The following is a 20,224-nucleotide window of genomic DNA, read 5'->3' on the forward strand; positions in this document are numbered from 1 at the left end:
AGGGTGTGGGCCGGGGGGGGCCCCCCCTCGCCTGGTCCCCCCGCCCCGGGCCCCTGCTCCCCCGACCCCCCCCCTGCGTCGCCCGCCGCCGGTGGGGCCGCGCCTCCGGCCGGAGCCGCCGCAGCACCCGCCGGGTCCGTGCCGGGTTGCGTGGCGCCCCCCGACCTCGTCACGGCGAACGCCGCGCCGGCCAGGACGATCGCGCCGACGGCCCCCAGCGCGATCCACAGCCCGGTGCGGGAGGGCCGGGCCGGTGCCGGCCGGTTCCCCCCGACCGGCGGCGGCCCGTACGCGACCGGCGGCGGCCCGTACGCGGGCGGCGGCGGGCCGTAGGCGGGTGGAGGCGGGCCGTAGGCGGGCGGGGGCGAGGGTGGCGGCGGGACGTTCCCGACCGGCGGCTGTGCGGGTAACCCGGATGGCTGTTCGTGCATCTGCGGACTCCTGGAGGTCGAGTGACGATGCGGTGGAGGATCGGTGGTCCTGGAAGGAGGATGCCCCAACCGTGGGAGCCCGCGCGCAGCCCGGACGATCACTGTTGCCGATCTGTAGCACGCGCCGCTCCAGCGCTCCTGACCGCCAGTCAGCACCCGTCGCCGCGGTGTCCTGCCCGGGCGCCCCGGTCACCACCTCGGCGACGGCCGCTTGTGGCTCCAACGCCGTCCGCGCTGTCGTGGTGTTCCTGCTGGAGAGCATTGTGTTCAGCACCCTCGAACTGCCCGCCTTGGTCCGCGACCTGCCGAAGGGCAGCGGGAGGTGTCCACTCCGGGGCCTCGCCCTGGCCGGGATGCAGATCGCCGTCCGGGTGCTGAACGGTCTCCGGCCCTCGTGCCGATCACCGCCGTCGCGGTGTTCACCCTGATACTCCGGGAGGCGCCTTCGTCAGTACCAGCGGGTCGACGGTGGTATCGCCGTCGATCACCGTGTACCGCAGGGTGCCGTCCGGAAGGAGCTCCAGCTCCCGCTGTCCGGCGGTGCCGCATTCCACGCCCTTGGACTCGATCAGCCGGGAGGTGAAGCGCAGCTTGGTGCTGGACGCGGAGGTCAGCGTCCATGCCGCGTCGCAGTGGCCGCCTGTGGTGATCATGTAGCCCTCGGCGGCGTTCGGGTCGTTGAGCCGGGTGCTGTGGACCGTCACGGTGACCGCGTCCGTGTGGCCCACCTGCGCTCCCCAGATGCCGATGAAGGCGGACCGGTCGCCGTTCGCCCCCGGATCTCCGGACGGCGGCTTCGACGCCGGCGGGTCCGAGGCGCGGTCGGTCGCCTTGTCGCCGCCCGGGGTGGCCGAGACCGGTGGCGCGGCTCCGGCCGAGGATGTGCCCTTGGCGCCCGGGGTGCCGCCGGACCGGTCCAGCTGAGCGATGCCGTAGCCGACCGCGGCCGCCACCAACAGCGTGCCGACCGTGATCCCCGCGATCAGCCGACCGCGCCGACCGGGCTCCGGTGGCGGGGCCGGTGGGCCGTAGGACAGTGGTGCGGTGGGGCCGTAGGCGCCCGGGGCCGGCGGCCCGAACCCCGGCGGGGGCGGGGCAGCGACGGTGTTGTGGGTTTGGTGACCGGAGAGCGAGGCAAAGGGTGCCGGGGCGGGGGCCGGGCTGTCGGTCTCCAGGTCGAGCAGGCGGACGGCGGTACGGCCGACGGAGGCGGCGAGGTCGGCGGGCAGCCAACTGCTGCTGCCGAGCCGGCCGGCGGCGTTGCCGTCCGGGTCGAGGCGTTCACGCAACTGCTGCGGGGTGGGTCTGGCCTCGGGGTTCTTGGCCATACAGGCGAGGATGACGGCGCGCAACGGATAGTCGAGCGTGGACAGGTCGGGCTGTTCGTGCAGCACCCGGTAGAGAAGGACGGCGCTGTTGACGCCGTCTCCGAAGGGCGGACGGCCGCCGGCGGCGAGGGCGAGCACCACGCCGAGCGAGAATATGTCGCTGGCCGGTCCGGCGGGCTGCCCCTGGGCCTGTTCGGGAGACATGAAGCCGGGCGAGCCGACCACGTGCCCGGTTCGGGTGACGCTGGTGGAGGCGTCCAAGGCACGGGCGATGCCGAAGTCGATGAGTCGGGGGCCGTCCAGGGTGAGCAGCACATTGGACGGTTTGACGTCGCGGTGGACCAGGCCCAGGGCGTGGACGTGGGCGAGCGCCTCGGCAAGGCCGACGCCGAGCAGCCGGGTGGTGGGTTCGGGCAGTGAGCCGTGCTCGTTCACGGCGGCGGCCAGCGAGGGGCCGGCCACGAAGCCGGTGGCGACCCAGGGCCGGGGGCCCTCGGTGTCCGTGTCCAGAACGGGGGCGGTCCACACTCCGCCGACCCGGCGAGCGGCCGCGACCTCCCGGCGGAACCGCTCCCGGAACTCGGCGTCCCGGGCCAGGTCCGGCCGGACCGCTTTCACCGCCACCGTGCGGCCGCCGGGAGTCCTCCCCAGATAGACCCGGCCCATGCCGCCGGCGCCGAGCCGCCCCAGCAGCCGGTAGTCACCCAGGTCCTGCGGGTCGTCCGGCTCCAGCGGCTGCATGCTCTCACTCCATCGGTCGAAAACTTGTTTCCGTGCAGAAGGTAGCGGTTGCGGGATCGCCCGGAGGAGAAACTGAGGACGCCGCAGAACAGACAGCCGGACGTCCGGTGCCGGTGATGCCCAGGACTTCGAGCGGGGCCGTCCACACCGCGCGCGATGCGTGAATGGATGGGACGGCGCGAGTCCACCAGGACCGGATCACCGGGCGTTAGAGGAGATCAACCTGTTCTCAGGCCCGACCCGGCCGACCGTCTGGCAGCCCACCTACGGCCTCACGCCGCAGTGGCGGCTGGCCTCCAACCGCCGGGTTGACCGGGCACAGCCGCCCGAGGAAACCGTGTTCGAGGGCGAGCAGCTCGGCCGGTGAGTCAAGGCACAGCGCGCCGGCCGGCCCGGACTGGAGACCGATCAGCAGGACCCGCCCGCAGCGACCGGCATCGACCCAGACCCGGAGCTGATGGCGGCGAAGGCGACGGCAGCCAGCACTGCGGCGGCCGCCGGCAGCGGCCACGCGGCGGCGAGCAAGCGGCTCGCCGCGCACAGGGCCCCGGTGAGCAGGACGACGGCGACCGCGGCGACCACGCCGGCGGCGAGCCGGTCCGCCGTCGTGCGCGGCGCCAACCTGCGCCAACCCCGCGGTCCTAGCTCCCCGCACACGGGCGAAGGACGGGATCGCCGGTCGGGGATCGCTGTTCGGGCGCTGCCGACGACTCCCGGACTGCCGTCACGGGGACGGTCCGGCGGCCCGGCTCCGGCGTCACCGGGGCTGCGGTGTCGGCACGCGGTCGAGGAAGTCCAAAACCTGCGGCCAACCGGCGGCCTGGGCGGCGGCGTTGCCCGCCCGGGTCCCGCCGAGCTCGTCGACCCGCCCGCTGGTGGGGTTGACGAACCGGGTGGGTGCCGAGAGGTACGGGAAAGTGCCGACGCCGTGACCGGCGTCCGGGTACACCAGGGCGTGCCGGGCCGGCTCCCCGGGTCCGGCCGTGCCGATCGACTGCGCCCAGCCGGGCGAGGGCCAGAGCCGGTCGTCCGCACCGGCGACGGCGAGGACAGGGCCACTGACCCGGTCCAGCGGGATCAGCCGGTGCGGGACGGCCCGGCCGTCGACCGTCCAGGCGTCCCCGCCGTTCGGCAGGCCGCCGTTGACCTGGGCCGACGGCGAGTAGACCACCGCACCTCGGACCAGGTCGGGGTATTCCTCGGCGATCAGCAGCGCCGCCTCGCTCCCCCGCGAGTACCCCATGGCCACCACCGGAGCCGATCCGACCCCAGGCTGCGCGGCGAGCAGGTGAGCGGCCGTCCGGAAGTACTCCAGCGGAACGTCGTGCAGCGTCGCCGGCAGCCCGGGCTCCGCGAAGTACGCGACGGCGAGGGCCGGATGGCCGTGCGAGGCGAGCAGCGCGGCCGTGTACTTCTGGCTGTCGCCGCCCTCCGATCCCCCGAAGACCAGCACCGCCGACCGCACCGGCCCTCCCGGCGGTGGGAGGAACAGCTGTCCGGCGACATGGTCGGCGGTGACGGCCACCGCCCGGGTCGTGACGCCGTCGGCGGACCACCGCCGGGTGAGCGTCCGGGCACCGAGCTCGCGGCCGCGGGCTGCCACCGTGATCCGCACCTCGAACGAGGACCGCACCTCCGGGAAGGCCGGCAGGAACGCGATCTGGCTCGCCGGCGCACCGACCGGGTCCATCGCCCAGAACAACCCCATACCGTCGACGGCGGCGTACGAGCCACCGCCGAGCGGAGTGGCCGAGTCGAGATCCACCGTGCCGCGGCGGTCCGCCCGGAACACCGCGTGCGCCGCCCACCGCCGGCCGAGGTGGTCGTCGGCGGACGAGGTGACGGTGACCTCCTCGCCCCCGGACAGGCCGGTGATCCGCAGATGGACCGCAGCATCCGCCAGCGAGCCCACCGCCGACACCCCGACACTCACACGGCGATCCGCCGGCGCCGAACACCCCACCCCCGCAAGGCCGAGCACCAGAGCCATCGCCGTGGCGGCGGGCACTGCCCTTACCATCGTTGCCCCCCTAGCCATGTGACGAACACTCATACTGACGCCCACACAGCCACGGCCGTCAACAGGCGCGCGGGATCCGCCCCCGGCCCGGCAACGACCGGCAGCGCAGCGCCGTGCCACCCAACAACCACAGGGCCGGCACAGGAAGACAGCCGCCGTCGCACAGGCCGGAGGCACCACCGCCGACACTACGACCGAGCAGCACCACTCGGACAGCGGAACAACAGAACCCACCACCGCCGATCCGTCCGCCCCGGGCCCGGGGTGGCGGGCGCGCCAGCAACACACCGAACCACCGACCCCGACCGCGAACACCCGACGGCGCAGCACCGGCCTTACCGTCGAACGTTGATCGGCCGGGTGGCTACAAGGGCGTGTAGGTCCGGTACTTGCCTTGCAGGGACGAGGCGGCTGCAGTGGCCACATCGGACCGGGGACCGGCTGCGCATTCGTGGAGGAACCTCGTGACCTGGGAACCTGGCCGACCTGCTGCGGCAGCCGCGGCCCAGAACCGGAGACCGTCGTGGGGGTCCAGAGGCTCAAGGAAGTCCAGGACGTGGTCGATCGTGGCCGTGTCCAGGCACAGCCGCTGCATCGCCACGGCACGCAACGCGCCGTCGGCGAGCATCTGGGTGCCGCTGTCCAGGCACCAGCGCAGGGACTCGGGCGTGCCCTCGGGAGCGCTCAGCCGGACGATCGCGTCGCCGAGCGCGGTGTACACCATGGTCGCCTCGAACGGGCGCTGGGCAAGGTTCCGAAGGAGGCCGAGCACGGGGCGGTGGCCGCACATCCCCAGTGCCATGACCATCTGGTACTGGGTCTCCCACGCGCGGGAGTCACGGACCTCCCGCTCAAGGGCTTCCGTCAGCGCCGGACCCGCCACGGGATCGGCCAGCCGGCGCAGCCGCGTTGCGGCGGAACGTCGTTTCGGCGAAAACCGGTGACCGAGCTGTTCCACGGCCTCATCCAACGTCAACGCCATCACGATCCCTGGCTGCGCGGCTTCGTTCCGGGCACGGCGTGGGACCTCGTACCGACACCGGCTGGGGGAAGCGCCCGCTCCGGTGGCCTGGACAGCGGGGAGGACCCGGGCGATGGGCACGGCTGAACGGTGGGTGTGTGTATGTGTTGTAGGCAGCCAGGTCACCGCCGTAGTTCTCCACGCAGCTTTCTCCTTCGCTGGTGATCTCGGCGCGCAGGCGGCCCAGTATCCGCGCGACGGTGGCCCCTTGACAGCCATGGCGGTGCCACAGCCTGTCTCCCGGTCGGCGGCGTCCTCGAGCCGTACATCCCGAGGAGGAAGGTGGATCACCCCTGCGGGTGACTCGGCAACAGCCATCGGCTGCCTAAGCTGCCGGCGTGCACCGATTCCAGACATGGTTTCTCCACCGACCCGCCGTCGGCGACGGGGCCTGGGCGCTGTGTCTGCTCATGCTAGGTGTGTGGTCGGCGGCGGCGCTGCCGGGTCCGGTGGGCTGGCGGCACGTCGGTTGCATGGCCCCAGCCACGCTGCTCGCAGGTCTGATGATGCTGCGTCGCAGGAATCCGGATGCCGCGGTCCTGGTCGCGATCGGGCTGGGTGTCGGACAGCTCCTGGACGGGCTCCCGTCGGGCGCGGCCGGTGTCGGCTATCTGGTACTTGCCCGCTGGGGCGCCTGCTATGGATCCTCGCGGGTGTCCCTGGTCACGCTGGCGAGCGCGCTGGCCGTAGGGCCGCTGGCCGTCTGGCGAGGAGCTGCCGAGGGCGAGCTCGGCTACCTCTCCGCCGGGCAGCAGGTGGTCCTCGCCGGTCTGTACTCGCTGCCCTTTCTACTGTGCTGGATCTGGGGGCTGTGGGCACGCGCCCGGCGGGCGGAGCTGGCCGGGTTGGAGGCCCGCGCCGCGGAGGCCGACACCGACATGATCCGTGCCACCGCGCGCGCCAGGATCGCCCAGGAGCTACACGACGTGATCACGCATGATCTCACTGCGATGACCGTTCAAGCCGGCGGTGCGGAGTATGTGCTGCTCGCACGCCCGTACCAGGCCAGGGATGCGGTACGGGGCCTCGGCTCGCTGGGACGTCAGGTCCTGGTCGAACTCGAGTGCTTGAAGCGGCTGCTGTCCTCATGACAGATCGTCCGAAGCCGAGCCACGAACCGTCCACGAGCCCTTTCGGCCGGTCACCGATCGAGTGACGGCCGGGCAGTCACGGGCCGAGACAGAAAGGACAGGGCACGCAATACTGCAACGGTGCTCGCCGTGACGGTTGCCGAGTCGTGGGCACGCCGGGTGCCGGCGCGTCCCACGGGGCGGGTACCGGGTGTGCAGCACACACGGACGAGACCGGCCGCTACCCGAGTAGGGGCAGGGCGGCCGGGCCGGGAAGGCGGAAGGGGGGGTTGGCCCGCGGGCCAACCCCTTCGTCCCGGAACACTACGGCCGCCACGGGCCGGCCCCGCGGCAGCGCGCCGCCCACCGGCAGCGCTGCACTCGCGGGCACCAGCCCGGTCAGCGTCCGGTCACAGAACACCAAGGTCAGCCCACTCAATCCCGGTCAACTCCCCCGCCAGGCCCGACGCGCGGCCCCGGCCCGTCACGGAAGGAGTACTCCTGCAGCCCAGCGGCGAGGATGGCGGCGGCCCGGCACGCTGCAGAGGCGAAGCCGAAGGTGTCCCACGCGGACCGCTTCCAGCAGGGCCTGGCCGCCCTCGCCGCGTTCGCCGGGCGAGGGCCACGTCCCGCACAAGGAGCCCTGGAGGTCACGCTGGCCGACCCCGACGGCGAGAAGAGCACCGAAGTCGTGCACGTCGGGCTCGGCGCGTGGCTGAACACCGCCGAAGGCACCCCCGCCAGGCGCCTGCGTCGCGACCGCATCCTCGACGAGGCACACCACGCCGCGGACCCGTCCACCTCATGAACATGTTCGGGATCTCCGTGGCCCCCGCCGTTGCCTACACCCGCGCCGCACACCCCGAACGGCTCACTACCGACCCCGCCGAGGCGTAGCTTCCGCGGGGAGGCGATGGCTCCGAACGGCGAGCCGCCGACCGGCTTCTCCCGAGGATTCTGTGCTCCCTGGTCGCCGGTCTATCGCTCCGCCCCGTGCCCGGCAGCCGCGCCGTGCAGCAGGATCGCTGTGATGAAGTCCGGGGCCTGGCGGCTGCCCATGTGGCCTTCGAGCGTCAGCTCCCACGCGGTCTCGGCCAGGCCGCAGAACGTCGAGGCCAGCCAGGTGGCCGGCATGTCCTTGCGCAGCAGCCCGGCGCCCTGGTTGCGTTCGATGAACTCGACGGTGCGGGTGAAGATCGTCTCGGCACGGGTGCTGGCCTCGGGGACGCCCAGGACGTCGGGTTCGACGTAGACGAGGTTCCACAGCTGGGCGAACGGCGGGTAGTCGGCGACGAGGGTGGCCAGGCCCCGTTCCTCTGGGATGTCGGCCTCTGCCCGAGTCAGGGCCCGGTCGCAGTCGTCGAGGATCTTCTGAGCCATCGCCTGCACCAGGTGCTGGCGGGTGGGGAAGAGGCGGACCAGGGTCGCCCGGCTGATGCCCGAGCGTGTGGCGATGACCTGCATCGAGGCCGCCCGGTCCTTGGCGAGGATCGGGATGGCCGATTCCAGGACTTCAGTCGCGTTGGTACGCATCGTCGCGCCCAGCCTCCAATGCTTCTTTTGACACAACACTGTGTCAATGTATCCTCTGCTGTATCAGCATCATTGTACGAAAGCCCCGGACACAGGTCGTCGGTGTCCGTACGGCGCAGGCCGGACGGGACCTCGATGCCCCTCCGCCGCACATGAGGCGGTCCCGGCCGGTCGCGGTGCCTGTACGGCTTCCTCGCCCACGGGCAGCTCGACGAGCGCAACGGAGCGTTCGGCGACATTCCTCTGCCAGCCCGTGTCACATCCCAGATCGGTTCACACTCATGACGATGCATCGCCGGAGCTTCCTGAAGAGCGTGGGTCTGGGCCTGCCCAGTCTCGTCCTTCTCGCCTCCCTGTCCGCTTGCGACGACAACGGGGACGACGGCGAGGAGAGCGGCATGGCGGGCCGCTCCGGGCGCCAGAAGGTGATTGTCGTCGGCGCCGGGATCAGCGGCCTGGGCGCCGCCCGTTACCTGACGGACCAGGGCCACGACGTGTCCGTCCTCGAAGCGCGCGACCGGATCGGCGGCCGCATCTGGACCAGTCAGCAGTGGTCCGGCACACCGCTCGACCTCGGCGCGTCGTGGATCCACGGCATCGACGGCAACCCGATCACCGATCTGGCGAAGAAGGCCGGCGCCAAGACGGTGGTGACCGACCTCGAGAGCGCCACCGACTACCTCGCGGGCGGCCAGGAGATCGAGGGTGCCCAGGCCCAGGCGTTCGAGCGTTGGCAGAAGGCCACCGCCAACGCACTGTCCGCCTTCCAGAAGAAGGACGACGAGGACGCCTCGATCCGCAGCGTCGTCCAGAACGCGGTGGGCTGGTCGAAGCTGTCGGACAGCGACAAGGCCATGGTCTCCTACGCGCTGAACGACTACGAACACGAGTACTCGGGCAGCGTCGACCAGATGTCGGCCCTGTACTTCGACGACGACGCCAAGATCAAGGGCAAGGACGTCCTGTTCCCGGGCGGTTACCAGCAGATCACCGACTACCTGGCCAAGGGGCTGTCCGTGCAGACCGGGCAGGTGGTCAAGCGGATCGACTGGACCTCCGCCGGGGTGACGGTCACCACCGACAAGGGCGCCTTCCAGGCCGACCACGTCGTGGTCACGCTGCCGCTGGGCGTCCTGCAGAGCGGAGCGGTCACCTTCGGCCCCGGCCTGCCCCAGGCCAAGACCAGCGCCATCGGGAAGCTCGGCGTCGGCGTCCTCAACAAGTGCTATTTGCGCTTCCCCAAGGTGTTCTGGGCGGACACCGACTGGCTGCAGTACGTGCCCAACGTGGACAAGTACGGACAGTGGGCACAGTGGATCAACGCCGCCCGTCCCACCCGCCAGCCGGTGCTGCTCGGCTTCAACGCCGCCGACTTCGGCCGCACCATCGAGAACTGGAGCGACACCCAGATCATCGACAGCGCCATGGCCACCCTGAAGACCATCTACGGCAGCAACATCCCCGCCCCGACGGACCACCAGATCACCCGCTGGGCCTCCGACCCGTACGCCCACGGCTCGTACTCGTTCACCCAGCTCGGCGCCACGTCCGACATGCGCGACCAGCTCGCGGCCAGCGTGGACGGCCGTGTGCACTTCGCCGGCGAGGCGACCGACCGCAAGGACTACGCCACCGTCCATGGCGCCTACCGCTCGGGCCTCCGCGCGGCAAAGAAGATCACCGGCTGAACCAGCCGACCCACGACGAAAACCGGATCGCTCCCCTGCCGCGCAGACGGCGGGAGACATGCCCGGGTTCGTCCACCAGGACCCCGCCGGGCGACCCCCGTCGCCCGCGGGACGGCAGCCCCTCGTCGGTGCTTACCCCCGAACGCACCGGCGGGGGCGTGCAAACGCCTGCACCGCGCAGCCCAAGCGCGCCCGCGTGACCAGCCGCAACGCCACTGGGGCCGAGCGCACGACCAGGCGCACAGGCTGGACGTTGACAGCGATCGCCGCCGGATACCGCTGCGATTCCGGACGCTGGGATACACCCGGGGCGCCACTGCCGCCGCACCCGTTCCACCGCGCCGCCCCGTACCGCCCGCACAACCCCGCTGGGAGCCAGCATGACCGCACAGCCCTTCGACACCCCAGCGCCCGCCACCTTCGAACCTCTCACCTCGGACGACCCACGCGAGGTCGGCGGCTACCGCCTCCGCGCCCGGCTCGGCGCCGACGGCATGGGCCGCGTCTACCTCGCCCACACCCCCGCCGGCCGCCCCGTCGCGCTCAAGGTGATCCGACCCGAACTCGCCGAGGACCCCGAGTTCCGCCACCGCTTCACCCAGGAGGTCGCCAGCGCCCGACGCACCCACGGCCTCTACACCGCCCAAGTCGTCGACGCCGGCACCGACGCCGCCACCCCCTGGCTCGCCACCGCCTTCGTCCCCGGCCCCTCCCTCCACCAGGTCGTCCACCGCCACGGCCCGCTCCCCGAGCGGACGGTCCTGCTGCTTCTCGCCGGCATCGCCGAAGCCCTCCAAGTGATCCACACCGCGGGCGTCGTCCACCGCGACCTCAAACCCGCCAACGTCCTCATCGCCCCCGACGGCCCACGCGTCATCGACTTCGGCATCGCCCGCGCCGCCGACGCCAGCCCGCTCACCGGCACCGGCCTGCGCATCGGTTCACCGGGCTTCATGGCCCCCGAACAAGCCCTCGGCCTGCCCGCCACCCCGGCCACCGACGTCTTCGCCCTCGGCGCCCTGATCGCCTACATCGGCTCCGGCACTACCCCCTTCGGCGGCGGGCCCGAGCCCGTCTCGCTCTACCGGGTGGTCCACGAGGAACCCGCCCTCTGCCACCTTCCGCACGGACTGCACGACCTGGTCCGGTACTGCCTGGCCAAGAACCCCGAGGACCGGCCGGACACCGCCTGGCTCGTCGAGGCCGCCCGCCACCACCCAGCCACCGGCGGCGAACTCCGCTTCTCCGACGGCTGGCTGCCCTCGCAGGTCAGCAGCGAACTCCACCACCACACCGGCCTGTCGACCACCCCCGCCCCGCCCGGCACCGTCCTCGACCCGGCTCGGGCCGTAGCCGACGCCCCTACCGCGCGCGTCCTCCCCACCCCGGCCCCTACCCGCCTGGCCCCCGTCTCAGGACCTAGAACCGCGAGCACCCCACACCGAAGCGCCCGCATCGCGCTCCTGACCACCGCCGCCCTCCTCGCCGGTGCCACGGCCGCCTTCCTCGTGCTCGACAACTCCGACTACTTCGATGACTCCGGCGACCGGACGCCCGCCGCCACCAACAGCAACGCCCCGACCGCCGCGGCCACCCCGTCCTCCCCCTCCACACAGGCCCCGGTCGCCGGCTACACCGCCGCCTACACGGACCGCGAACTCGTCTCCCCCGACTCCGACTACGAGTTCGACCTCAGAGCGGGAAAGGTCACCCAGGACACGTCTTCCTGGTATTTGGGCCGTGAGGCCGGTGCCTTCTACGTCCCCGAGGACAGTGACGCCTACATCCCACCGGCCGGTCCCCTCGCCCTCCCAGACTGCCTCAAGGGCATCGACACCCAGCCCACCACCACCCTGCCCTTCACCACCCTGCGCGCCGACCGCAGCTTCTGCGTCCGAGCACACGGCGGCCAGGACATCGCCATCATCCGTACGCTCACGGCCGCCTCCAACGACGGCCCGGTCAAGGTCGCCATCACCTACTACCACCACTCGGCCTAATCCAGCCCACCGCCCGCAGCAACCGCCCCAACGGCACACTGCCCCATCACGCAGCCGAGCCCGCGGGTTCGTGCTGCAACCACCACTCGAATCCCGACGCTGCACCGCCGCAGCGACGGGGTCGTGCTGATCAGTACCCGGGGGCGGGCTCGGCTCACTTCCCCCCGGGCAGGACGCGTCCACCGGTGAGGCCCTGACCTGCGCCGCGGGAACCGGCTGGCCCACTGCGTCGTCGATTACCGACGTGACTGAAGTGACCCCCACCTTGCCCGACGGGCACAAAGAACTGATCTCCGATCTCTACGGGATCGTCAGCGACTACCCCTACGAAAGCCCGTCGGCGATCCTCGGTCTGCTCGCCGACGACGCGGCGGACGCGCTCGACCGCATCGGCACCCCGCAGGGGCGCCGCGAACGGACCGGGTACACGATCCTGCTCCACACCACGTGCTGGTACGTCGCCGCACGCGTCTTCAGCAGGTCCCTCTTCGCGGCGTACACGCAAGCTCTGGAAGGGTTGCGGGCCACGCTCGATCCGTCCTCCTGCACATGCGCGGCCGGAGCCCACCCCGCCGACGTGGACGGCGAGTACGGCGTCGAGGCCGGAGTGAGCATGCTGTCCGAGGCCGGCCGTGCCGTGTTCGCCGAGGAGTACGGGCTGGAGGGCGAGGAGTTGGCGGCGTTCGACTGCGAGGCGTTCCTCGCCGGTCTCGCAGATGGAGCCGCCGCCCGCATGCGCGAGGCCCACGAGGAACTCTTCGGCAGTGTGGACGTCTCCCACCTCGACGCACGGTTCCTCCGGGGCGATGAGGGGATCGACATCGTCGCCCTGCAGGAGGCGATCCGGCGTTCCTGGGAGGACAACACCGGCCCCGTCGCGCTGTGGTCCTCCCGACGCTGGCTGGCCAGCCAGGTGCGCGACGAGGAACGGATCGGCCTGTTCCTGTCCCTGTGGATGGGCATCGCCCAGACCTATGACGGCCTGCCCCCCTCCTACGTCCGCGACCTGGTCGCGGCCCTGGACACCATCGACCCGGACGCCTCGTGCGAGCACCCCCAGCACCCCTGGTCCGCGACCACGCACACGGCCTCCCGCTACGAGGCGGTAGTGCATCTGTACGCGCCCGAGGACCACCCGGACACTCCGGTGCCCGTCGAGCTCTCGGCCCGCGAACTGTGGGAATGCCCGGCGCACTACGCCGAGCTGGCACGCAGTGCGCGGGAGATCGTCCAGCAGTGGCGTCACATGCGCGGCGAGGATGCGGACTAGTACTGCAACGGTGCTTACCGTGACGAGGCTCCAGCTCTTGGGCTGTGGCCTCGCCTGTTGTAGTGGCTGGTCCGGGCCTGGTGTTGGCGTCGGCGGCGCCAGCGGGACCAGTGCAGGACGTGGGCAGTGCTGCGGCGGACAGACCGTGTGAGGTGGGTGATCAGGCGTCGGTCGTGCCGCGCCACTCTCGTGCCGGGGACGCTGGCCGTGCCACTGCCAGGCCAGCAGCAGAGCGGAGTCGTTCAGGTACGCGGCCGTACATCGACGGGGCCGGGAACCGGGACGACCTGCGCAGCGCCCTGACGGAGTTCCTCGCCGTACTGCCCGCCGAACTGCACGCGCTCGGCACCTCGCTCGCGCTGCCGCTCTACGGCTTCCTCGAAGGCCCTCAACGGACGGCCCCGCTGCTCTTCGACCTGGTCTGCTGCGGCGGAAGTCTCTTCGTGGGCCACTACGAGCCGTCCGCCGCTGAGGGGATCACCCGCGGCAGCACGCCGACCGAACCCGGCTGGGAATCCGCCGACCTGCTGCCGGCAGGCGCAGTCCCCGACGTGCGCGGCCGGCGCCTGCCCTGGCGGACCGACCTCGCCGTGTACGGCTGGGGCCGGGCCGAGGTGCCCCCGGCACGCTGGCGCATCGACGCCGGCTGCCCCGGCGAGGTCCGGGCCGCCCAGGTCGCCGACCTCATCGTCGACACCGCCCGGGCCGCCGGCGTCGGCACCGCGCTGAACCTGCTCGTCGGCACCGAAGGCGAACCGCACCCCCACTTCGAGCTGGTCTTCCCGGGCCTGCGGCTGCGCGCCGGCTGACCCTCCGGTTCGTCCCTGACCGATCCCACCACGCGCACGCCAGGCCTACGGTCCACCGCTCCGGCCGACCGCAGGCCTGCTCGGAGCAGGCCGGCGCCACCGACGGGCGGGATCAGGCAGCCTGGTGGTGGGGGCCGTCGTGGCCATCGTCGTGGGCGATGAAGCGCACGCCGGGCTCGGGACCGGCAGTGGCGAACAGGACGTCGGCGCGGAAGGCGTGGCCGAGGGCCTGCAGGATCTCGGGCGTCGGGTCGACGCCGGAGCACTCGATGTCCTCGACCTCGGCTGACCGCCCCGGCCGCGCAGCCAGGCCGGCACCGGCAGAAGCGGCCGCACCACCGCCCACTCCGCGTCGGACATATCCGTCGGATAGCGGCGCTCGCGCACCCCGCGGCCGGCCGCGTTCCCGAACCGGTGAGCCAGGCAGTCACACAGAGGAGTGGCCAATGTGGACCCAACTCCCGCGATGCCGTAGAAATGCGGCAACAGGGCCTCCTGGGCAGCTTGTTGGCGTAGACACCCCTTGGGCTACCAAGAGGCCCTGCTTTCGTGCGCGGCACCCGCCGCAGTCACCCGATCGGGACTCCCGTTCGATCGACACGCCTCGTGATCGGTATAGCGGTTTCTCAGACCTGGGTGGCGATCCGCGCGAAGCGCTCGGGGTCGCGTAGTCCTACGCAGTCGTTTGCCCAGAATGCCTCGGAGTAGACGAATGTGCCGGTCATCCAGGGCTCGTACGACGACAGCTTCGCGACCTGGAACCCCAGATCCGGAATGCGCAGCGAGGGTGATCGGAACCCACACGAGCTGGCTCGCTGGAAACCACGCGTTCCGTAGTACGTCGGTGAGCCCTCCAAGAAGACCAGCGGCACTCCGCGGTCGTCAGCTGCTTTCAGGGCTGCCTTGATCAGCTGGGTGCCGACGCCGTGGAGCTGGTGGTCCGGGTGGACGCCCAGCGGTGACAGGCTGAGGACATCGACGAGCTGGGGCTGGGCATCCAGGCGGCAGGCGCTGAGCATGACGTGCCCGACAACCTGATCGTGCCGTGTCGCGACGAGCGAAATCGGTTCGATTGCTCCCGGCGCGTCACGAAGTGCGTCCACCAGACCGGGGACGCGTTCCGGATTGCCGAAGGCGAGTGCATGTACGCGGCGTACTTCCGGATGATCTCGGGCCTGCTCAGGCCTGATCCCGTATACGAAGCTCATGATTGGCAGGGTAGGCAGCCATACGCCTGCAGGCGAACGGATTTGCGGACACCGGGACGAACGGTGTCGCTCCCACCGCACCAACTGGGAACCTTCGTTCGGCCATCAGGCGAACTTCCCGGTTCGGCAACGGCTTCTGAGCCCGGCCCTGCGCGGGTGGGGGTGCGGACGCGGTCCTGTTGGGCGAGGGCGGATTCGAACCGCCACAGCCGAAGCGGGGGTTTTACAGACCTCTGGGCTCTCCCCATGCCCAGCTCGCCCTTGGCGGAGGAGGTGGGGGTCGAACCCACACGGGCGCTCACGCGCCCCTACGGTTTTCAAGACCGAGGCCGGCGCCGCCTGTCGGCTGGCTCCTCCACGAACTGTGCTGTTGCGCTGCCGGACGGGGATTCGAACCCCGAGCCTCCTGAACCAAAGTCAGACGTGCTGCCAGTTGCACCATCCGGCACTGCCCAGGCGGCATGAAACAGGGCCGCCCGGGCGGGGAACGATCCCCGGGGCGGCCCGGCAACACTGCCGGTCAACGCTACGAGGACGTCCCGCGATATTGCGAGAACGAGGAGCGCCGATACGACCGGACACGGATAAGGGTGTTCACGTTCGCGCTCCTTCCCTGGGGCCGACTGCGGCGCGATGGTGCCCACTGTGCCCGGCCGCCGGCAACACGGACAACCCGTATTCGCTGTCGCCCCGCGTGAACCGGGGGTCAGCCGTGTTCTTCCCAGCCGGCTGTGCAGAACCTGGCCTCGCTGATCACGGCGTCGCCGGCCCGGGTGGCACGCACATACATGTTGAGTTCGTCCGGTCCCAGGTCGCCCGCGCAGTTGAGGCGCAGGCCGATCTCGTCGATCTCCGCCAGCTGCAGCAGGGCCGCGTCGATGGCGGAGACCTGCCTGCCGATGAGGTCGATGCCGTGGAAGGCGACCTGCGGCCCGGTGCGTCCGTGCACGGTCACCGCAGCGAGGGTTGGGACATCGCCCCAGTAGTGGGCGCTCCCCCCGGTGTGGTCGAAGCGGTCCTCCTCCAGGCACCACTGCCGGGGCCCGCGGCCCACCGTCCAGGGCAGGCGGCCGCGCCGCGCGGCCAGCACCTCGCCGCCCAGTGCGGCGGACACCTGCTCCGGTCCCATCCCGAACCTGAGCGGCCCGACGCCCTCCAGCGGCGTCCACTCCCAGATCGGCCGCTCGAAGTCCAACACCACCGGCCACACACCCGGATTGCGATCCTCGTCCCGGACGTTCCGCCGCCGGACGACCGGCTCGGCGGCCCACGGATCATCCGCAAGGTGCTTGGTGGCCTGCCTGCGGCTGCAGTAACGGCCCCACGCTCACCCTGTCCGGTCGGCCCTGGGCCCGGCACAAGGATGAGAGGATCGGATCAGCTCCCGGGGTTTCCATTGCCTGCCCGGGAGCCACCCTCGTCCGCGGCCCCGACGCACCATCAGCACGCTTCCCCGCACAGCCGAGCACAGACGGCCGGGCCCCCGTGCAGCAGGGGGCGGCCGGTCTCTGCAGCCGGCCGGCCCCGAGGATTCGGCCGCGCGGACCCGCGGAGGGTTCGAGCGCCCGGGTGCGGGCCGGACGCCGGGCCGCGGGGCGCAGCCGGATGTCGCCCGTGGGGGTGGCGGGGCGGCGCCCGGTTCAACGAGCGGCACCCGGTCGAGGACACCCGGCCTCGCCGGGATGCTGCAGCAGCCGGTGAGCAGTGGGGCGCCGAGTCAGAGGCTGCGCCAGTTCCCGGGCGGGATGTGGCTGGCCTGCCCTGCGTTCACCGCGGCATTGCGGACGACCGCGAGCAGGTCGCCGCCGGTCTCGGGGAGCGTGTCCGGTACGGAGGCCGGGATCACCGCCGGCTCCGGGTGGCCAATCGGCGTCGGTGCCTGCCCCCGCACCGTGCTCTGTGCTGCTGCGCCCGGCTTGTGGGCCGCCGGCTCAACACAGGCCGCCAGCCTGTCGCGTCGTTGGTTGGGGCGGCCGGCGTGTACGGCCGGCCGCCCCGGCGGGCGGAGTCCTGCCGGGCCCGGCACCGTCGGGGGTGTACGTGCTGGGCGGACGAAAGCCGGACCTCGTCGCGCGCCCTGGTCGGGGCGCTCGCCCGGGTTCAACGACGCAGACCCTCCAAGGGCAGGAAGACAGCTGCGCGGCCGGCCAGCACTGACTAGCGCCCGGCGGCACGAACCCCCCGGGGGCGTCACCAGCAGATGCCAGGATGCCCGGATGAACGACGATGCCGCCCCGAGCAAGGCCGAGCAGGTCCGCCTCTACCTCGAAACCCTGCAGGCCCGCATGGATCCCGAGCAGTTCCGGGTCCTGCGCCACCTCGTCAGCCGATCCTTCGCCGTCCTCGCCGCACCCGACGGGGAAGGCCACCTCGACCTCGACGACGAGGACAAGGTCCACCTCACCCCGGACGTCACCAACGAACTCCTCGTCGTGCTGGCCATCGCCGCCACCGGCACCATGGAGCACCACGTCGTCGACCTCGGCGACGGTGCGGCCACCGTCATGGACGCCGACACCGCCAGCGACCCCGAAGCCGTCCAGGAGATGCGCGACTGGGCCGCACAGCGCCGTGAACGGGAGCACACCGACGTCGTCCTGCGCGGCATCGCCGACGCCTCCAACACCTGGTCCCGGCGGCCGCCCAGGTGCGCGACGCGGGGGCCGTCTGCCGGTCGGCTCGGCGTGTCCCGGCGGGTGCCAGGGCAGCGGTCGCCGGCCTGACCAGCGCGCCTCCCCTCTCCCCGGCCCCGTACCGACGTAGGGTCGGGAACGCCGCGGCAGATCAGGAGGCGATGCCGGTGGCTCCCGCACCGTCACGCTGGCTGCTCACCTTCCCCGGCCGGCCCGGAGCCCACGGTGAGCAGGACGCCGTGCTGGTCGAGCAGCAGGCCGGCTACGGACCGCACGGACACCCGGTCTACGCCGACGCCGAGCGCACCGTCCGCGTGGAGATCGAGGACAGCGGCCTTGTCCACATCCTGACCCTCATCGGCCGGAGCGAGCCCGAGACCCCCGTGAACGCCCAGCCCCTGCGCTGAACCGACACTCACCGGCCGACGGTGCCTACGGACGGGTGCTGCCGTCGGCGGCCTCCAGCTCCCGCAGCTCGGCCTCGGCGCCGCTGGTCGGCGACCGCGTCGATCCCGTAATCCACCGCCTTCGTGTAGGCGGCCCGGCGCCGGGCAAGGTCGAGAAGCTGCTCGCGCGGCCACGGTTCGCCGCGGCCGGCCGCCTGCCCGGAGCGCACGTTGCCGTCCGTCACCTCCGCCATAGCGCGTATCGCCTCCCCCACCGCGGCCAGGTCCGACAGCTGCGCGCCGCGCCACACCAGGTGCTCCTGCCGCAGGTATCCGGTCGCGCCGTCCCCGCCGTCCCCGCCGTCCCACTCGAGCACGTCCGCACCGGGCGCGCCCCGGCCGGTGCCGCCGTACCGATCCATCTGGCGCAGCTGGAGGGCGACGCCGATCACGGCCCGCTCCGCCCGGGAGAGCCGGCCTCTGCGCTGCCTCGCGGAGGCGCCGGTCTGCGGCCCATTCTCGACCGTGGTGGCGTCGTCAACCGGTGGCCGTGCGAAGGATGCGGTCCCGCGAGGCTGCCGCGTCGGCGCGCAGCGCGGGCAGGTCGATATCCAGGAGGCGGCCGGCCCATTTGCGGACCTGTCCGGCGATCAGCACGGTGTCGATGTTGCGGGTGTCGCAGCCGAGGACCGCGGTCCCGGTGGGGTCGTTCAGCGGCAGGTTGTTGATCTCGTCGACGGTGAGGAGGAGCAGGTCTGCCTGCTTGCCGGGTGTCAGTGAGCCGGTGGTTTCCCCGAGGCCGCAGGTGTGTGCGCCTTGCAGGGTGGCGAAGTCCAGGACGTCGCCGGTGCGGATGCGGGCGGGCACCGGGCCCGGGGCGCCCGATGTGTGGGTGGCGTTCACGGCCCGCATCCGCTGGATCGCCAACAGGGTCCGCATCTGGGTGAACATGTCGCCGGCCAGGGCGACTTCGACGTCGATGCTCAGGCCGGGGCGCACCCCGACGGCGAGTGCCTCGTCGATGGCGGGTACGGCGCTGTCCAGGCCGATCTGCGGCTCGGAGGTGGGCGCTAGCGAGACCGTGGCTCCGGTCGCCGCGATCGTCCGCCAGGTGTCCTGGCTCAGGCCGGTGGCGTGGATCAGCTGCACCTGTTCGTCGAGCAGACCCGCCCGCGCCCAATCGAGGATCGCCCGCGAGGACGGGGCACCGAATACCGCGTCCACGCTCACACCGATGCCGAGTTCGCGGGCGGTGCGGGCAAGGGCCGGTCCGTGGGCGAGTCCGGGGCCGGCGATCTCGTCGGTGGCGAGGGCGGCGAGGCGGAAGGTGAGCAGCGGATGGGCGAAGCAGTCGCGCAGCCTGGCGAGGTCGGCCGGCCACTGCCGGTCCCAGGCGCCGAAGTGCGGTGCCATCGCGGCGTGGATGCCGCGGATGCCGGTGTCGAGGAGGGCTTGGACGGCGGCGTCGGAGTGTTCTGCGCTTCGGGAGTTATGGGAGAAGTCCAGCATCGTGGTGATACCTGCGTCCACAGCGCTGAGTGCGGCCAGTCGGGTACCTGTGTACATGTCCTCGGGCAGGTAGGCCGGAGCGCAGCGGGCGAGGGTGGTGGTCAGGTAGCCGGCGAGGTCGTCAACGTCGGGGATGGTGCGGCGTAGTTGGGCCTGCCAGGCGTGGCGGTGGGTGTCGATGAAGCCGGGGAGGAGGAGGGTGCCGGCGGCGTCGACCACGATGGCGTCGTCGGTGGCGCCGGTGGACTGCAGGTCGGGTGCGACGGCGGTGATGGTGCTGCCGGTGACGAGCAGGTCGCCGCGGTCGAGGGTGCCCAGGGCCGGGTCCATGGTGAGGATCGTGGCGCCGGTGAACAGGATGCGGCGTGCCGGGTTGTCGGCGGTTTGCCGCAGGCGGTCGAGGAGGGCCGGGCGGGAGGTGTCGGTCGGGCGGTGAACAGGGTGCACAGAAGTCCGTTTCGAAGGCGGGCCAAGTGGTGGGGCATGCGGCGGCCGGTGCCGGCTCGGCGGGCTGGGCAGGGTTCGGATCGGCTCCCGGCCGAGCCCGCCGGCTGGCGGGGTGCGGCCGGCTCCCGGG

At 72.0% G+C, this 20,224-nt stretch carries 20 protein-coding genes, 3 tRNA genes and 1 pseudogene; 10 read left to right on the forward strand and 14 right to left on the reverse strand.

The features are described from left to right. Nucleotides 1-150: 150 nt before the first annotated feature. Complete coding sequence (locus KSNIM_RS00005) at nucleotides 151-333, forward strand: hypothetical protein (protein ID WP_263101114.1); 183 nt, start codon at nucleotides 151-153, stop codon at nucleotides 331-333. A 517-nt stretch (nucleotides 334-850) separates the two neighbouring features. Here KSNIM_RS00005 and KSNIM_RS00010 read toward each other — a convergent pair. From KSNIM_RS00010 to KSNIM_RS00025, 4 genes are all read right to left on the reverse strand, one after another. Next, entirely contained in the window at nucleotides 851-2,500 is a 1,650-nt protein-coding gene (locus KSNIM_RS00010; RefSeq protein ID WP_263101115.1) for a serine/threonine-protein kinase, read from the reverse strand. Between the two features lie 408 nt (nucleotides 2,501-2,908). Then, complete coding sequence (locus KSNIM_RS00015; protein WP_263101116.1) at nucleotides 2,909-3,121, reverse strand: hypothetical protein; 213 nt, start codon at nucleotides 3,119-3,121, stop codon at nucleotides 2,909-2,911. A 136-nt stretch (nucleotides 3,122-3,257) separates the two neighbouring features. Next, complete coding sequence (locus tag KSNIM_RS00020) at nucleotides 3,258-4,433, reverse strand: acyl-CoA thioesterase/bile acid-CoA:amino acid N-acyltransferase family protein (RefSeq protein ID WP_263101117.1); 1,176 nt, start codon at nucleotides 4,431-4,433, stop codon at nucleotides 3,258-3,260. Nucleotides 4,434-4,884: 451 nt separating this feature from the next. After that, entirely contained in the window at nucleotides 4,885-5,502 is a 618-nt protein-coding gene (locus tag KSNIM_RS00025; RefSeq protein ID WP_263101118.1) for a HEAT repeat domain-containing protein, read from the reverse strand. A gap of 377 nt (nucleotides 5,503-5,879) precedes the next feature. Between KSNIM_RS00025 and KSNIM_RS00030 the strand changes: the two genes are divergently transcribed. Then, nucleotides 5,880-6,632, forward strand: coding sequence for a histidine kinase dimerization/phosphoacceptor domain-containing protein (locus KSNIM_RS00030; protein WP_263101119.1), 753 nt, complete (start codon nucleotides 5,880-5,882; stop codon nucleotides 6,630-6,632). Nucleotides 6,633-7,170: 538 nt separating this feature from the next. Then, complete coding sequence (locus KSNIM_RS00035) at nucleotides 7,171-7,419, forward strand: hypothetical protein (protein ID WP_263101120.1); 249 nt, start codon at nucleotides 7,171-7,173, stop codon at nucleotides 7,417-7,419. A gap of 170 nt (nucleotides 7,420-7,589) precedes the next feature. Here the strand turns inward: KSNIM_RS00035 and KSNIM_RS00040 are convergent, their stop codons facing one another. Further along, nucleotides 7,590-8,144: a TetR/AcrR family transcriptional regulator gene (locus KSNIM_RS00040; protein ID WP_263101121.1), complete on the reverse strand. Its 555-nt coding sequence runs from the start codon at nucleotides 8,142-8,144 to the stop codon at nucleotides 7,590-7,592. A gap of 287 nt (nucleotides 8,145-8,431) precedes the next feature. Between KSNIM_RS00040 and KSNIM_RS00045 the strand changes: the two genes are divergently transcribed. From KSNIM_RS00045 to KSNIM_RS00065, 5 genes are all read left to right on the forward strand, one after another. Beyond that, nucleotides 8,432-9,832: an NAD(P)/FAD-dependent oxidoreductase gene (locus tag KSNIM_RS00045; RefSeq protein ID WP_317633972.1), complete on the forward strand. Its 1,401-nt coding sequence runs from the start codon at nucleotides 8,432-8,434 to the stop codon at nucleotides 9,830-9,832. Between the two features lie 380 nt (nucleotides 9,833-10,212). Further along, nucleotides 10,213-11,832, forward strand: coding sequence for a serine/threonine-protein kinase (locus KSNIM_RS00050; RefSeq protein ID WP_263101122.1), 1,620 nt, complete (start codon nucleotides 10,213-10,215; stop codon nucleotides 11,830-11,832). A gap of 244 nt (nucleotides 11,833-12,076) precedes the next feature. Then, nucleotides 12,077-13,102: a hypothetical protein gene (locus KSNIM_RS00055; protein ID WP_263101123.1), complete on the forward strand. Its 1,026-nt coding sequence runs from the start codon at nucleotides 12,077-12,079 to the stop codon at nucleotides 13,100-13,102. A gap of 173 nt (nucleotides 13,103-13,275) precedes the next feature. After that, nucleotides 13,276-13,911, forward strand: a complete 636-nt coding sequence (locus KSNIM_RS00060) for a hypothetical protein (protein WP_263101124.1) — start codon at nucleotides 13,276-13,278, stop codon at nucleotides 13,909-13,911. 139 nt (nucleotides 13,912-14,050) lie between these two features. After that, a complete protein-coding gene (locus KSNIM_RS00065) occupies nucleotides 14,051-14,200 on the forward strand; it encodes a hypothetical protein (RefSeq protein WP_263108259.1) in 150 nt (49 codons plus the stop codon). Here KSNIM_RS00065 and KSNIM_RS00070 read toward each other — a convergent pair. The 7 genes and pseudogenes from KSNIM_RS00070 to KSNIM_RS00100 all read right to left on the reverse strand — a co-directional run. Next, nucleotides 14,188-14,334: pseudogene (locus tag KSNIM_RS00070) on the reverse strand (transposase); the annotation flags it as partial. The gene KSNIM_RS00065 and the pseudogene KSNIM_RS00070 sit on opposite strands and share 13 nt — an antisense overlap. A 203-nt stretch (nucleotides 14,335-14,537) precedes the next feature. Further along, complete coding sequence (locus KSNIM_RS00075) at nucleotides 14,538-15,119, reverse strand: GNAT family N-acetyltransferase (RefSeq protein ID WP_263101125.1); 582 nt, start codon at nucleotides 15,117-15,119, stop codon at nucleotides 14,538-14,540. A 180-nt stretch (nucleotides 15,120-15,299) separates the two neighbouring features. Further along, nucleotides 15,300-15,380: transfer RNA gene (locus KSNIM_RS00080), tRNA-Tyr, on the reverse strand. Between the two features lies 1 nt (nucleotide 15,381). Then, a tRNA-Ser gene (locus tag KSNIM_RS00085) sits at nucleotides 15,382-15,476 on the reverse strand. Nucleotides 15,477-15,494: 18 nt separating this feature from the next. Then, a tRNA-Gln gene (locus KSNIM_RS00090) sits at nucleotides 15,495-15,567 on the reverse strand. A 258-nt stretch (nucleotides 15,568-15,825) separates the two neighbouring features. Then, the gene (locus tag KSNIM_RS00095; RefSeq protein ID WP_263101126.1) at nucleotides 15,826-16,320 is read right to left on the reverse strand and encodes a hypothetical protein; all 495 of its coding nucleotides are present in this window, start codon (nucleotides 16,318-16,320) and stop codon (nucleotides 15,826-15,828) included. 516 nt (nucleotides 16,321-16,836) lie between these two features. Further along, nucleotides 16,837-16,965 (reverse strand): hypothetical protein, encoded by a 129-nt coding sequence (locus KSNIM_RS00100; RefSeq protein WP_263101127.1) that lies wholly within the window; start codon nucleotides 16,963-16,965, stop codon nucleotides 16,837-16,839. 370 nt (nucleotides 16,966-17,335) lie between these two features. Between KSNIM_RS00100 and KSNIM_RS00105 the strand changes: the two genes are divergently transcribed. Together KSNIM_RS00105 and KSNIM_RS00110 are read left to right on the forward strand one after the other, a co-directional pair. Next, nucleotides 17,336-17,842, forward strand: a complete 507-nt coding sequence (locus KSNIM_RS00105; protein ID WP_263101128.1) for a hypothetical protein — start codon at nucleotides 17,336-17,338, stop codon at nucleotides 17,840-17,842. 77 nt (nucleotides 17,843-17,919) lie between these two features. Beyond that, nucleotides 17,920-18,159 (forward strand): DUF6296 family protein, encoded by a 240-nt coding sequence (locus KSNIM_RS00110; RefSeq protein ID WP_263101129.1) that lies wholly within the window; start codon nucleotides 17,920-17,922, stop codon nucleotides 18,157-18,159. Between the two features lie 8 nt (nucleotides 18,160-18,167). Here KSNIM_RS00110 and KSNIM_RS00115 read toward each other — a convergent pair whose 3' ends face one another. Together KSNIM_RS00115 and KSNIM_RS00120 are read right to left on the reverse strand one after the other, a co-directional pair. Then, entirely contained in the window at nucleotides 18,168-18,590 is a 423-nt protein-coding gene (locus tag KSNIM_RS00115) for a hypothetical protein (RefSeq protein ID WP_263101130.1), read from the reverse strand. Between the two features lie 85 nt (nucleotides 18,591-18,675). Next, the gene (locus KSNIM_RS00120) at nucleotides 18,676-20,094 is read right to left on the reverse strand and encodes an amidohydrolase family protein (protein ID WP_263101131.1); all 1,419 of its coding nucleotides are present in this window, start codon (nucleotides 20,092-20,094) and stop codon (nucleotides 18,676-18,678) included. Nucleotides 20,095-20,224: the final 130 nt, after the last annotated feature.

Source organism: Kitasatospora sp. DSM 101779 (assembly GCF_025655475.1).
Lineage (GTDB): Bacteria > Actinomycetota > Actinomycetes > Streptomycetales > Streptomycetaceae > Kitasatospora.